This is a genomic window from Marinactinospora thermotolerans DSM 45154 (assembly GCF_900167435.1).
In the GTDB taxonomy this organism is placed as follows: Bacteria; Actinomycetota; Actinomycetes; order Streptosporangiales; family Streptosporangiaceae; genus Marinactinospora; species Marinactinospora thermotolerans.
Window position 1 is genome coordinate 406,289 of record NZ_FUWS01000001.1, and the last position, 13,968, is coordinate 420,256.

9 protein-coding genes are annotated in these 13,968 nt (G+C 72.4%); 1 reads left to right on the plus strand and 8 read right to left on the minus strand.

Annotation, left to right across the window (positions count from 1 at the left end; all coding sequences use genetic code 11):
- Positions 1–24: 24 nt before the first annotated feature.
- Complete coding sequence (locus tag B5D66_RS01805) at positions 25–1,227, minus strand: Cmx/CmrA family chloramphenicol efflux MFS transporter (RefSeq protein ID WP_078759782.1); 1,203 nt, start codon at positions 1,225–1,227, stop codon at positions 25–27.
- A gap of 605 nt (positions 1,228–1,832) precedes the next feature.
- A complete protein-coding gene (locus B5D66_RS01810; RefSeq protein WP_078759783.1) occupies positions 1,833–3,026 on the minus strand; it encodes a cytochrome P450 family protein in 1,194 nt (397 codons plus the stop codon).
- A 1,479-nt stretch (positions 3,027–4,505) separates the two neighbouring features.
- On the opposite strand from B5D66_RS01810, the gene B5D66_RS01815 reads away from it, so the two are divergent.
- Entirely contained in the window at positions 4,506–5,246 is a 741-nt protein-coding gene (locus tag B5D66_RS01815; RefSeq protein ID WP_078759784.1) for an SDR family oxidoreductase, read from the plus strand.
- A 285-nt stretch (positions 5,247–5,531) separates the two neighbouring features.
- On the opposite strand, the gene B5D66_RS01820 is transcribed toward B5D66_RS01815, so the two are convergent.
- From B5D66_RS01820 to B5D66_RS01845, 6 genes are all read right to left on the minus strand, one after another.
- A complete protein-coding gene (locus tag B5D66_RS01820) occupies positions 5,532–6,257 on the minus strand; it encodes a TetR/AcrR family transcriptional regulator (protein WP_078759785.1) in 726 nt (241 codons plus the stop codon).
- Between the two features lie 117 nt (positions 6,258–6,374).
- Positions 6,375–9,230, minus strand: coding sequence for a DUF5682 family protein (locus B5D66_RS01825; RefSeq protein ID WP_078759786.1), 2,856 nt, complete (start codon positions 9,228–9,230; stop codon positions 6,375–6,377).
- Complete coding sequence (locus B5D66_RS01830) at positions 9,227–10,342, minus strand: ATP-binding protein (RefSeq protein WP_078759787.1); 1,116 nt, start codon at positions 10,340–10,342, stop codon at positions 9,227–9,229. The genes B5D66_RS01825 and B5D66_RS01830 overlap by 4 nt, the downstream gene beginning before the upstream one ends.
- Positions 10,343–10,352: 10 nt before the next feature.
- Positions 10,353–11,699: a VWA domain-containing protein gene (locus B5D66_RS01835; RefSeq protein ID WP_078759788.1), complete on the minus strand. Its 1,347-nt coding sequence runs from the start codon at positions 11,697–11,699 to the stop codon at positions 10,353–10,355.
- Positions 11,696–13,111: a hypothetical protein gene (locus B5D66_RS01840; protein WP_078759789.1), complete on the minus strand. Its 1,416-nt coding sequence runs from the start codon at positions 13,109–13,111 to the stop codon at positions 11,696–11,698. Before B5D66_RS01840 ends, B5D66_RS01835 begins: the two co-directional genes overlap by 4 nt.
- Entirely contained in the window at positions 13,108–13,614 is a 507-nt protein-coding gene (locus tag B5D66_RS01845) for a hypothetical protein (RefSeq protein WP_078759790.1), read from the minus strand. The genes B5D66_RS01840 and B5D66_RS01845 overlap by 4 nt, the downstream gene beginning before the upstream one ends.
- Positions 13,615–13,968 lie beyond the last annotated feature (354 nt).

Below are 13,968 nucleotides of genomic sequence, written 5' to 3' on the forward strand. Positions count from 1 at the left end.
CGAGATGACGAGGACGGGCGAAGATCACGGGGTCGGTGTCTCCCGCACCGCCGGCCGCGCGCCTCCCGCGCGACCCCGGACCATCGCCCACGCCGCTCCCCCGACCACGAGGGCACCGGCGACGAGCAGGGCACTGACCCACAACGGCGAACGCAGGCCATATCCCGCGGCGATGGCGATACCCCCCAGCCACGGCCCCGCCGCCGCGCCGACGTTGAGCGACGCCGTGGCGAAGCCTCCCCCCAGGGTCGGCGCGTCGGAGGCCGCGTAGAGGACCTGGGAGATCAGCGTGCCGCCCACCGCGAACGACAGCGTTCCCTGTACCAAGGCGAGGGCCACCACCACGGCGGGGATGGACGCGGCCAGGGCGAAGACGACCCATCCGAGCAGCAGCGCGACTCCCCCGCCGACCAGCAGCGGCAACGGTCTGGTGTCGGAGAGGCGCCCAGCGGTGCGAACCCCCAGGAAGGAGCCCACACCGAACAGGGCGAGCAGGGCCGCGACCCACGCGGAGCCGATGCCGGCCACGTCCGTCACGATCGGGGCGAGATAGGTGAACGTGCAGAAGGTCGCCCCGTTGACCAGCGCGCCCAGCACGAGCGTCACCAGCAGCCGGGGACGCCGCAGCGTCCCCAGTTCCGTCGCGACGCTGGGACGTCCTGCCGGGGCCGGGTTCCCGGTCTTCCCCGCGGGAACCGACGTCACGACCGCGACGAGCGCGGGCAGGGAGACCAGCGCGACCGCCCAGAAGGCCGAGCGCCAGCCGAGGAGTTCACCGAGGAGCGCGCCCGCGGGGACTCCGGCGACGCACGCGATCGTGGTGCCGCCGAGCAGGACGGCCAGCGCCCGCCCCTTCGCGTTCGGCGGCACCAACGCGGTCGCGGTCGCCAGCCCCACCGCCATGAACCCGGCGTTGGCCAGGGCGGCGAGGACGCGGGTGGTCATGAGGACCCCGAAATCGGTGGTCACCGCGCCGAGGACGTGGACCAGCGCGAAGACCGCGAGGAAGACGGTCAGGGACGAACGGCGCGGCCAGCGTCGGCTCATGAGGGCCATCAACGGCGCCCCCACGGCCATGCCGACCGCGAACGCCGAGGTCAACAAGCCTGCGTCGGACAAGGGGACCCGCATGTCGGTGGATATGTCGGCGACGAGGCCGGCGAGCATGAACTCCGAGGTCCCCTGGGCGAAGACCGCCAGGGCCAGCAGGTAGACGGTGGGTGGCATCGAGGGTGTTCGTCTGCGTCGCATGTGGGCTCCATGAGATGACTGGTCGAAACCGGTGCTGCGAGCCACCGGCCACACGGACCCACACCGCGAGGCGCACGCGCGCGGGCGCACCCTCCACCGCCGGACAGCGGGAGGGAGCACCGGAGAACAGCGCGTGCGCGAGAATGACGAAGAGCGCGCGAGACAGCGCGCGACGAATGTCGAAGGCGGCGACAGGGGCCACCGGGTGACCGGTGGCTAGCCTCTGGACGCCTCAGGACTCGACATGGGGGCAGCCTATCAAAGCGGCCCACGCGCGGGCCCGGCCCCGTGGGCCGGGCCTCGCCGCCGGATCCGGGGAGCCTCCCCGAGGATCGGGGACGGACGCCCCGTCGTAGCGGCGAGAGCCCCCGCCCCGCCCGGACCCGCTCGGCACCGACAGTCTGCTCGGCGGACGGCTCCACGCGGAAACCCTCCGGCCCCTGCGCCTCCTCCCCGCCTCGGGTGCCGCTGCGAGGCCGCGCGGCCGTTCACGGTCGCCGGCCGACGACTCCGGCACGGGGCGCGGACCTTCGCGCGTGTCCTGGACGCGGGACCGGGACACGCGCGGTCGTGGGCCGGTCTCATAGAGGACGGGTGCGGGCCGGCAACCGGCGCGGATGGTTCATGATCGGGCTGGTGGAGGAGGGCCCCAGATCCTCATCGGTTCCCTCCAGGCGCAGGTCGGGGAAGCGGTGGAAGAGCGCGGGAAGCGCCTCGCCGAGTTCCAGCCGGGCCAGGGGCGCCCCCAGGCACATGTGGACCCCGTGGCCGAAGGCCAGGTGCCCGCGTCCGGCGCGGGTGACGTCGAACCGGTCGGGGGCGTCCCAGGCCGCGGGATCGCGGTTGGCGGCGGAGTAGGCGAGGAGGATGGGGTCTCCCGCGGGGATTCCCACACCCCCGATCTCCACATCGCGCGCGGGAAAGACCGCCGGCAGCAGGGCGACGCTGGTGTCCCAGCGCAGGATCTCCTCGACGGCCCTCTTCCATGAGGCACGGCCGCCGCGCAGCAGTTCGAGTTGGTCGGGGTGGGTGAGGAGGGCGCGTATCCCGTTGGTGAGGGCTCCCATCGTCGTCTCGAAGCCGGCCACGACGAGCAGGTAGAGGTTGTCGACGAGCTCGTGCTCGGCGATCCGGCCGTCACGGTCGCACGCCGCCACCAGCACGCTGGTCAAGTCGTCGCCGGGAGCCTCGCGCTTGCCGCCGGCCAGGTCGCCGAGGAAGGCACGGGCGTCGTCGTCGACCGTGGGATCTCCGGAGAAGACCCGGGTGGTGATGTCGCCCATGAACGGTGCCCGTCCCTTGTCCACGCCGAGGAGCTCGCAGATGATCTGGACCGGCAGCGGCCAGGCGAACTCGGCCTTGAGGTCGATGCGGCCGGGCCGGTCGAGACGGCGCAACAGGTCGGCGATGATCTCCCGCACGCGGGGACGGAGCCGTTCGATCCGGCCGGAGGTGAAGGCCGCCTGGAGGACCGAACGGGCACGACGGTGGTCGGTCCCGTTGGAGGCGGCCATGCTCTCGACGCCCGCGAGCATCCCGACGAGCGGGTGCGCGCGGTCGGCCTCTCCCGTCGCCAGGGCCCGCCAGTTACGCCATCCGCGGACGAACGTGACCGGGTCGGCCAGGACCTGACGCAGTTCGGTGTAGCTGGTGACGGCCCAGACCGCGAGTCCTCCGGGAAGGATGATCCGGGCCACCGGGCCCGCGGCGCGCAGTCTCGTCCGGATATCCGGGGAGTCGAGGTCGAGGTCGTCCAACTGGACGGAATGTGCCATGCGGAAACCTCCTGGGTGAGCGAATGAGGTGGGAGCACGGTTCTGAGACGGCGGACTGGGAGGAGCGCTCGAACCAGGGCGCGCCAAGAGGGCCGGGTGGCCATGGGGCCGGGGCCGGCTCGGGCGAAGAGCGGACGGAGCCGAGGGCGCGGATCTGTCGAAGGCCGCGCGGTGGGGGCCTGCGAGGGCGGAGGATCGGGGTCCGCCCAGAGCGGCACCGGTGCCAGGCGGGGCCTCGGGGCGACGCCGGTCAGGCCGCGCCGAAGACCTCGGTCCGAACGAGCCCGAGGGGCCTCGGCCACCGCCCTCCTCAGGGGTCCGGAGGCGACAGGGCCGCCGGCGTCGACGGGCGGGGCCGGTAGACGCGCCTTCCCACCGGGGCGCCGGTCGTGCTCGCGGAACAGAACGCCCCACCCCCGAAGGGACGGACGGGAGGACCGCCGAGCAGCGGAAGGAATTCGTCGGGAGTCATGTGGGGGACCGGCAGCCGAGAAAGCGCGCGCCGCGCTTCTCACGCCATGGAGAAAAAGGCATGGGGCATCGGTGTTTCAAACGCGAAAACGACATGAAGGAGAAAACCGCGAGAACACATGTCCCGAAGTCCCTGATGTGACATGGGAAGAACAATCGTCCGCCATGGGGCGAGGAACACGGGATCCCGCCCTCGATAATTCACCCGGTTCCTGTCAGGCCGGCGGGGTCCGTCGCAAAAACCGACGGAGGTCGCCCGTCCACCTTCGGGGGTTCCGGATATCGGCATCCCGCCAGGCGGGACGTTGTCCCGTCCTCGCCGGCAGGCCCGTGGAGCGACCGTCCGCCAGGGGATGGCGCCCGTTCCGTTACACGAGGAGATCAGATAACACGTCGGACCTTTGACGCTGTTTTCATACCAACGATTTTAGGGAGATAAACCAATCGGACAAACAGGGATGATCGAAGGGCGACGGGACCCCGCTTCCCGAAACAGGAGTGAGGTATGGTGCCAAAACTCGTCGCGGAAACGGAGTGATCCCAAGACGGATAGGGCGCGCCGATTCTCATGGACACGGGAGAGGCCGAAGCCGACAGGGCCTCTCGTCTCCGGCACCGGATTCGCCCCTCTCGCCTGGATGAGGTGGACCGCCGCGCTCTTCCCCTCCCTCCGGGCCCGCCCACATCACCCTCGCGCCCGCGATGGCCGCCAGGACGGGCGCCCACCAGGACAGAGACGGGGTGCCGGGCGACGCGCCGTCCCCTCCTCCCCTGCGCGCCCCTCCCCTGTTCGTCTCCGCGCCCGCGACACCGGCGACGAGACCGCCCCATCCGGCTTGGGCCGACACTCCACGCGACGTCGAGGCACGAGGGCGATCACGCGGGACGCCACGCCTCGACGATACGGAAAACCTGCGGTTATCGGCGATAACAATATTTTCCTTGCACCGATAATGTAGCGGTGATAGCGTCATGATCGTTATCACCGAAAGGGAAGGGGACGATCCCATGAACGGCGACAGCACCGCCCGGGTGGCGATCGTGACCGGCGGCTCGCGCGGTATCGGCCGGGCGATCGCCGAACGGCTCGCCACCGACGGCATGGCCGTCACCGTGGTCTACCGCGGAAACGACGAGGCGGCCGCCGCGACGGTCGGCGCCATCACCAAGGCGGGCGGACAGGCCGTCTCCGTGCGGGCCGACGTGGCCGACGAAACCGAGGTGGCCGCGGCCTTCGACACCACCGAGCGGACCTTCGGCGGCGTGGACGTCGTCGTCAACGCCGCCGGCGTCATGCTCCTCGCCCCTCTGGCCGAGTTCGACCTCGACGACCTCGACCTCGTGCACCGCACGAACATCCGCGGAACCCTCGTCGTCGCCCGCCAGGCGGCCCGCCGCGTCCGCTCGGGAGGCGCGATCCTCAACCTCTCCAGCACGGTGCCCCGGCTGGCCCTCCCCACCTACAGCGTCTACTCCGCCACCAAGGCCGCCGTCGACGCCCTCAGTCCCGTGCTGGCCAAGGAGCTGCGCGGCCGCGACATCACCGTCAACGCCGTCGCGCCGGGTCCCACCGCCACCGAGCTGTTCCTCAAGGACAAGGACCAGGAGACCATCGACCGCATGGCCGGGATGACCCCGCTCGAACGGCTCGGCACCCCCGCCGACATCGCCGAGGTGGTCGCCTTCCTCGCCGGCCCCGGGCGCTGGGTCAACGGTCAGACCGTCTACGCCAACGGGGGCCTCGCCTGAGACGGCCGTCTCGGACACGGATCCCCGGCCGGTGCCGGCACGCGCCGTGGAGATGACCGGACCGCTCTCGCCCGGGCCGGTGCCCCACCGCTCCCGGGCGGCCGGCCGTGGCGATGGGGGCGTCTGCCCGGCAAGCGCCACGGACCACCGTTCGCCGCCCCACAACACACCCTGGTGGCACGGACGGCGGCCCCGGGGCGGGCCTCTCCTGCGTTTCCCCCGGTGCCGCGTCCCCTCCGCCGGAAGGCGGCCGGGACGCAGCGCCGGGGATCGGTCCGGCGGACCTCAGGACCGGGCGTCACCGAGCCGATCGAGCCACTCGGCCAGCAGTCCGTGCTCGGCGTCGGTGAGGACGCCCGCCGGCCGTCGCTGCAACGCGGCGCGCAGCGCGACGGCCCGTGCCGACACGTCGTCCCCCGGCTCCCCCACCCCGCCCTCACCGGGCGTGGTGATCGTGGCCAGCACGCTCTCCCTGGCCACCGTGAGAATCTCGATGTCGCGTTCCGCCGGCGGCGTGGCGATGAGGGAGAGCACCAGTCCGCTGCTCGTTCCGTGGACCAGCTGCGCCGCCCGCCGCACGCTCATGCGCAGCCGGCCCGCGTCGGCGATCCTGGCGACTATCCGGTGCAGCTGGGCGGCCGCCTCGCGGGCCGCGGTGGCCGCCGTGCCGGCGGGGTCGCCGCCGTACAACAGGTCGTACATCAGCACATAGACCTGCGGTCGGTCAAGCCCGAAGGCGACGTGCAGGTCCCAGCCGCGCCGCAGGTCCTCGACGGGGTCCCCCGTCGAGACCAGGGCGCGTTTCCCGGCGAGGTACTCCCCGAAGGCCGCGCCCACCACCGCGTCGAGCAGGCCGTTCTTGTCCCCGAACAGCCGGTAGAGCGTGGGCGCCTGGACCCCCGCGGCGGCGCTCACCGCCCGCGTGGAGACCGCCTCACGCCCCCCTTGGTCCAGCAGCTCCGACGCGGCGCGCAGGATCCGCTGCCTGGTCGTCGTGGGAGAGGTCGACATGCGGCAATGGTAACGGCGCCGCGTTTTCAACGTTACGGTCCGCCGGGGCCGAGGAGCCCACGGCCTCCCGGAACACGCGGCCGGCCGCCCCGGGGCGTCCCGGGACGGCCGGATCCGTCAGGCCCCGAGGGGCGGGGCCGCCAAGAGCGCGGCCAAGGCCGCCGCGGGAGCCGGATGGCGCTCCAGCAGAGCGGCCGCCTCCGGATGGGCGGGTGCCGAAACGTCCGCTTCCACGGCGGGCCACACCGGCTCGACCCCCAGCAGCCGGGCCACCGCGTCACTGCTCGCGGGGTGGGCGGTGAGCAGGTCGGTGAGCGGACCGGCGGGGACAGCGACGGCCGGGGACGCCGCGACCGCCGGCTCCCCTTCCGGGCGCGCCCACGGGGGCGTCCACGCGTCCAGCTCCGGCAGGCGGGCCGGGAAGGTGCGCCCCGCCTCGCGCAGGAGCACCGGCACCATCTCCCGGGCGTGTTCGCGCAGCGTGGTGATCAGCATGGGCAGCCACGGCAACAGCACCCGGTCGGGCAGCCGCGCGAAGGCGTCGGACATCACCTCCACCACGAACGGCGCCAACCCCGGCACCGGCGACAGCGCCTGCACGAAACCGCTCAGGTAGTGCGGGAAGGCCGGCACGACCAGCGGGTTGCCCAGCAGCTCCGCGCAGCGCGCACGCAACTCCGCCCGGGACAGCACCCCCAGCCGGGTCTGGGCCGCCCACAGCAGCGCCACCTTCGCGGGCTCCTCCGGATGCGACTGCTTGACCGCGAGTTCGAGCTGGGTACGCTCGCACCCCAGCGCCAGCGCCGTGTTCTCCAGGGTGAGCAGGAACCCGAGCATGGCCGCGACCTGCCGGATCCCGGTCTCCTCGGTGGCGAAGGAGGTCGGCAGCATCGTGCAGTAGTGCGCGAATCCGGTGGTCACGAACGAGGCGCACCACGCCGGCAGCCGCGGCTCGGTCGCCCGGTAGTGGCCCAGCAGCCGCCGGAACCTGCGCAGCACCTCGGGGGCGTCGTCCACGGCCCGTTCGGCGGCGAGCAGCTCGACGGCGCGCCGGCCCAGCTCGTCGGTGAGCCGACGGTTGTCCAGGAGCAGGATGGACTCCTCGACGGCCTCCAACGCCGCCGCCGCGCCGGCCTTGGGGTCCCAGGCCGCGGCGCGCAGCCGCTGCTCCAGGACCTGCTCGACGGTGACCCCCTCGTAGCCCAGTTCGATGAGCGCGCGCTGGTGGTGGCCGATCGACAGATCCCAGCTCTCCTGGATCGACCGCTCCCCCAGGCCGAGCGCTCCGGTGATGGGCCGGACCGCACCCTGGGGCAGCAGCCGGCGCAGCCGCCACAGCAGCCGCGAACACGGCTCCAGTTCCGGTTGCTCGCGCAGGTCCATCAGCACCCGCTGGACCCTGCGCTTCTTCAGGTCGACGCCGAGCGCTTCCAGCCGGTCGTAGACGTCGCGGGCCAACGGCGGGAGCGCGTCGTAGCCGACCTCCCCGATCCGGTCGCCGCCGAGCAGGATCTCGCACAGGCGCCGCACGTCGCGGCGTCCCGGCACGGTGTCCTTCTCGATGCAGGTGACCGCCGCGTCCTGGAAGTCGTAGGGCGTGGGCCGGGCCCGGTTGCGCATCCCCGCCAGCAGCACCGACGTCTCATACACCGCGATGGCGTCGGCGGTGCTGGCCGGGTAGCCGTTGCGCCGGGCCAGGCGGACGATGTCGACGCACCAGCCGAGCAGCTCGGCCTCGTCCAACGGATCCATCGTCGGCGGGCTGGCCAGGAACCCCGACAGCCGGTCGGCGACCGGGGCCGGTCCGACCGTCGCCGCGGCGGCCCGGGAATTCCTCCCCGCCTTGCCGGCCGGCGTCCCCTTCTGCCCCTTCAGCCGGAAGGGGGCGACGCCACCCGCCGAGACGTGCTTGCGCCACGTGGCCGCGGAGATCGACACCGACCCGCCGGCGAGCCCGAACTGCGCCTCGATGGCTGCGTGGCTGGAGGGGATGAGCCCGTACAGCCACGTCGTCGCGGTGCGCGGGGTGATCTCGAAGCCCTCGGAACGCGGCTGGACCCCGAACTCCTCGACCCGGCTGGCGGCGTGGAAGGCGCCGCACACGTACATGCCCTCGGCCGGGTCGGTGCCGGTGGCGGCGAGGTGCTCGCGGATGCGCGTCCACATGTAGCGCTCGCGGTCCTCGTCCACGGCGATCCGTTCGGCGCGGGCCGGGGACAGGCGCCGGAACAGGCTGCCGATCATCACCATGACCTGGCGGTAGGTGTCGTAGTCGGCGCCGGCCAGCGGCTGCTCGACGTACTGGTCCCACCACTCCGACCAGTGCCGCACCTTGCCGTGGTGCAGCAGGTGCTCCTCCAGCTCGGCGAAGCGCGGCCTCAGGTCACCGATCTCGATGCCGACCGCGCCACCGTGCATCGCCGCCCCGTCGCCGTCGTCGTCCCCCGCCCCCTCAGCGGGCCGCTCGTCCGGGTCACCGGAGTAGGCGGGGTCCCACTGGAAGACGTGGTCCACCGACCGGTCGACCAGCACCAGCTCGACCCCCGGGGTGTCCAGGGCGTAGGCGATGGCCTGATACTCGGCGGAGGCCTCGGTGATGGGGGCGACCACGCTGAGCGGTCCGGCGCCCGGCGAGAACCCGTCGAGGTCGCTGGCGAACGCCTGCAACGCCACCGGGAGACGGCAGTTACGCAGTTCGGGCAGCAGGTCGCGCAGGTCCTCGCACAGCTCCAGGTAGACGACCTTGGGCCGCTTCTCGCGCAACCGGCGGGCCATGGCCAGGGCCGACGCCGGCGAGTGGTGGCAGACCGGGAAGATCTCCAGTCTCTCGGCCAGCGCCCGGTCGACGTCGTCGACCATGCCCGACAGGATCTCCGACACCGCGTCGGGGGCGTCGGCGAACGCCTGGGCCGCGGCGTCGAGCTGGTCGCGCAGCGCGCGGAAGGGGCTGGTCGTGGTGGTCGCGCCGCTCATGACAGGCTCTCGATCGCCTGCTTGCCGCCCTCGAGGAAGTCCGTCCACTCGCCGCCGTCGGACTTGCTGCGCGGCTCGACCACGCCGTGCCAGAACTTGTTCAGGATGCTCAGGTCCTCGGGGTTGCGGCGGGCCAGCGAACCGACCAGGGAGCCCGCCAGCGTCTGCGCGCGCAGGGTGCGGTCGCCGAAGAAGTGGCTGTGCAGGATGGCGTCCTCCAGCACGCCGATCTGCTCCGCGGTGGACAGCGCCGACTCCAGCTTCTCGTCGTCGCTCTTGGCCGACGCCGCGGCCGTGCGCAGGTCGCCGAAGCTCTGCAACAGGATGTCGAGCAGCGTGGGCGGCACATCCAGCTCGATGCGGTGGCGGCGCAGCAGCTCGGTGGTGCGGAAGCGGACGATCTCGGCCTCGCTCCGCCTGCTGGTGACCACCGGGATCCGCACGAAGTTGAAGCGCCGCTTCAGCGCCGCCGACAGGTCGTTGACGCCCTTGTCGCGGCTGTTGGCCGTGGCGATGATCGAGAAACCCGGCTTGGCGTAGACGATGTTGTCGTCGTCGAGCTCGGGGATCGACACGTACTTCTCCGACAGGATCGAGATCAGGGCGTCCTGCACGTCGCTGGTGGAGCGGGTGAGCTCCTCGAAGCGGCCGATGGCGCCCTTCTCCATCGCGGTCATGATCGGCGAGGGGATCATGGACTCGCGGGTCTGTCCCTTGGCGATCACCATCGAGACGTTCCACGAGTACTTGATGTGGTCCTCGGTGGTGCCGGCGGTGCCCTGCACCACGAGGGTGGAGTCACGGCAGATCGCCGCCGACAGCAGCTCGGCCAGCCAGCTCTTGCCCGTGCCGGGGTCGCCGATGAGCAGCAGGCCGCGGTCGGAGGCCAGGGTCACGATGCTGCGTTCGACGAAGGTGCGGTCGCCGAACCATTTCTGCGGGATCTCGCGGTCGAGCCCGTCGGAGGGCTCGGAGCCCAGGATGAACAGGCGCACCATCTTGGGGCTGAGCCGCCAGGAGAAGGGCTTGGGGGCGTCGTCGACCGACTCCAGGTACTCCAGCTCGTCGGCGTACTTGACCTCGGCGGTGGCGCGCAGCATTTCGTCGGACATGAGGGGTCTCCTAGGTGAGGAAGTTCTTGAGTTCGAAGACGAGCTTGTCGATGTGCCCGGACAGGACGGGGGTGCCCATGTCCTTGAAGCGTTCTCGGAAGCGCGGGTTCACGCTCTGCCGGCCGCCACTGGTCACCGAGCCCACGGGGATGAAGCGGACGCCGGAGCGGTGCAGGGACTCCATGCCGCTGAAGACCGCGTCCTCACGCCACTCGTAGAAGTCGGAGATCCAGGCGACGACCGTGTTGCGCGGATCGGTGATCTTGGGACGGATCTCCTCCAGCGCGACGGTGCCGTCGGTGCCGCCGCCGAGCTTGGTGCGCAACAGCGTCTCGAACGGGTCGTGCACCCACGGGGTGAGGTCCAGCGCCCGGGTGTCGTAGGCCACCAGGTGGACGTCGACCTTTGGCAGGCCCGCGAAGATCGACGCCAGGATGGTGCAGTTGACCATCGAGTCGACCATGGAACCCGACTGGTCCACCACCACGATCAGCCGGGCCGGCTCGACCCGCCGGGCGGTGTGCCGGTAGTACAGCCGGTCGACGTAGAGCCGCTGCTCCTCGGGGTCGTAGTTGGTGAGGTTCTTCCAGATGGTGCGTTGCACGTCGAGGTTGCGGAACACCCGCTTGGGCGGAACCGACCGGTCGATGCGGCCCACGCTGGTCTTCTCCACCCGGGTGCGCAGCACCTCGGCGACCTCGTCGACGAACCTGCGGATCAGCGCCTTGGCGTTGGCCAGCGCGACCCCCGACAGGTTGGCCTTGTCGTGCAGCAGCTGCTCGATGAGCGACATGCTCGGCGTCAGCCGCGCCGCCAGCGCCGGGTCGGCCAGCACCTCGCGCAGCCGCATCCGACGCACCAGGTCGCCCTCGATGTCGCCGAGCACCCCGGCCAGACCCGTGTCGCCGGGACGCGAGCGCAATTCACCCGGCTGGTGGCCGCAGGCGCGTTCCAGCCATCCGGCGTCGGCCTGCCAGGTGGCGAGCTGGGCGGCGCTGACGTCGGCCGAACCGGTCGCGAACACGTTGAGCAGCAGCTTCGACACCAGCGCGGCGCGGCGCACCTCCTCGGCGCCCACCTGCGCGGCGTCGGAGTCCGTCGCCGGGTTCTCGTCGTCGGCCATCAGACCGTCGAAGGCGCCGTCCAGCTCGGGGAAACGCTGTACCACGCTGTCCACCGACACCGAGGGGTCCAGCAGGGCCGGGGGCAGCCCGATGTCGTCGACGACGGCGACGCTCGCCGCCTCCAGCCCGGCCTGCTCCTCGTCGCCGAACAGCCGGGACAGCAGCCGCCAGTACAGCACCTGGCGCCGGTTCTCGTGGGGGTTGGTCACGGTCTCGTCCACTGTTTCGCTCACCGCCGCAACAACCGTCCCGCCCGTTCCCGCAGCACGCCCAGCGCGTCGTAGCGGGCCTCGGCCTTGGCGACCTTGGGGTCGGTGGGGCCCAGCGCCCAGTCGCCGGTGTGCACGCCGGTGAGCACCCGCTTGACCTTCGCCTGCACCGCCAAGGGCTGTACCGACCAGCCTCCGGCGTCCCAGCGCATCAGGCCGATACAGGCCGAGGAGGAGGCGACGAGCTTGTCGGTGAGCGGACCGCAGGCGGGCAGCCGGTCGGTGGCCACGGGCAGCACGGTGTCGCCCAGGTCGAAGGCGGGCCCCCGCGGGGTCTCGGCCTTCTTGTACCCCTCCAGCAGGACGGGTTCGGCGATGCGCGTCGGATGGCGCTCCAGCGGCGGCACGGCCGGGGCGACGGCGGCCGGCAGCGCGACCCGCGCGGTGACGAAGGGGTCGGCGGGCTCGCCCTTGCCGGCCAGGGCGTCGTCCCACAGCAGGTCGCCGCCGGCCGTCAAAGGCATGTCGGCGACCTCCAGGGAGCACTGCTCGGCCAGCGCGCCGAGCAGCACGGGGTGGTCTGCCAGCAGCCCCCACACGGCCGGGCCGACGATGACGTCGACCTTGGCCGCGGACACCGCGGTGCGCACCAGCCGCGCGGGGCCCCCGTCGGCGGGTTCGAGGACGGCGTGGACCTGGGCCTGGACGGCGGTGGCGTGCTCGTGGACGTCGACGCCCAAGGGCAGCAGCCGGCCGGTGACCGGCTCGGCCGTCGCGCCGGGACCCGGCAGCGCTCCCCGCTGGGTCAGCACGAGGGCGCGGGCCCACAGGTCGGCCCAGCGACGGGTGGGCAGCCCCTCCATCGTCGCGGTGGGAGCGCAGGCGCGCAGTTCGGCGGCCAGTCCGTCCAGCAGCACCGCGGGGCGGCGCAGGGCCGGGTCGGCCAGCAGCGTCTCGATCGCCTGGTCGGCGCCCGAGGCCAGCTCGCCGTCGACTCCGCGCCAGCCGTTGATGGCGAGTTCGGTGAGCCAGGAACGGACACCGCCGAACCGCTCGTCGGCAGCGCCGTCGGCGGCGGGCTCCTGCGGGGCGGGGGCCTCGTCGCGGGCGCGTCCCGTGGCGCCGTCGAGAGCGGCGAGCAGGGCGTCGTGGACCGCGCCGACCAGCGCGCCGCGCCCGCCGGCCAGGGCCGCGGTCTGGGTGTCGGCGATGCTTCCGGAGGCGATCGTCTCGACCGCCTCGCCCACCACGGCGCCGAGCGGGGTGGCGGACATGGCCCCCGCCAGGTCGGCGAGCGCCCGGGCGTGCGCCGGGTCGGGGCGCCCCAGGCCGTGTTCGAGGGCGCCGTCGACGCCGGTGATCAGATCGAGGGCCTCGGCCACCCCGGAGGGGTCGGTGGCGGTCAGCTCGGCGAGGGCCGCGGGCGGGACGCTCATCGGGACACCCCCCTCGCCGGGAACCAGTGCATCTCGGGCAGCGGAGCGGTGGTGCCCGGAAGCTCCAGGTAGGTGAGGTAACGCAGGAAGCGGCTGAACACCACGCCGGCCGGCGGCGACGGCTCGACGCCGGGGGTGAGCGCGGCGACCAGGGCGTCGGCGTCGGCCTCGCCGTCGACGGAGACGCGCAGGTAGTCGGCCACGCGGCGCAGGCCGAACTGGGTGACGGCCTCGGCCACCAGCGCCCTCAGGTGCTTGCACAGGAAGGTGCCCTGCTGGCCTCCACAGGGGCGGTTGTTGTTGGTGCCGCAACTGAGCGCGTGCGAACCGGCCGTGATCGAGGAGACGTAGACCCGCGCGATGTCGGAGCCGCTCGACACGACCCCCTGCAGTCTCCCGTCGGCCAGTTCGACGAAGGGAACCTTCGCCAGTTTCCTGGGCCGGGCGGGTGGGACCACGCCCACCACGCTCGTCCCGCCGACATCGACGCCTTCGGATTCCACGGATCACCTTCCCAACGACGGATGAGGAGGACCTGCACGCGAAAGGGCGTGCCGTCCGTCGATCTGCGACGCCGTATGTCTATCGGAGATGTGCGACAGATCCGTTCTGGGATGGTGTGTCCGTGGATCTTCCCTGGTCCGCGGCTCCTTCTCCGCGGCCCCGATGACGGCGGGCGGCCCGGTGGGACACCGATGTCACCGCCGGGACCGGTCGACGGCGCCTGTGTGGCGCCCCGTCGTGTGGACGGGCCCACCGGGCACACGGTCGCGTGAAGAAGGTCGCGGCGGCGCGGACCGGTGCGCCGCGTTTCAGGCGCCCGGCGGCCCGGGGCGACGTCGCGGCAACCGTCCGCC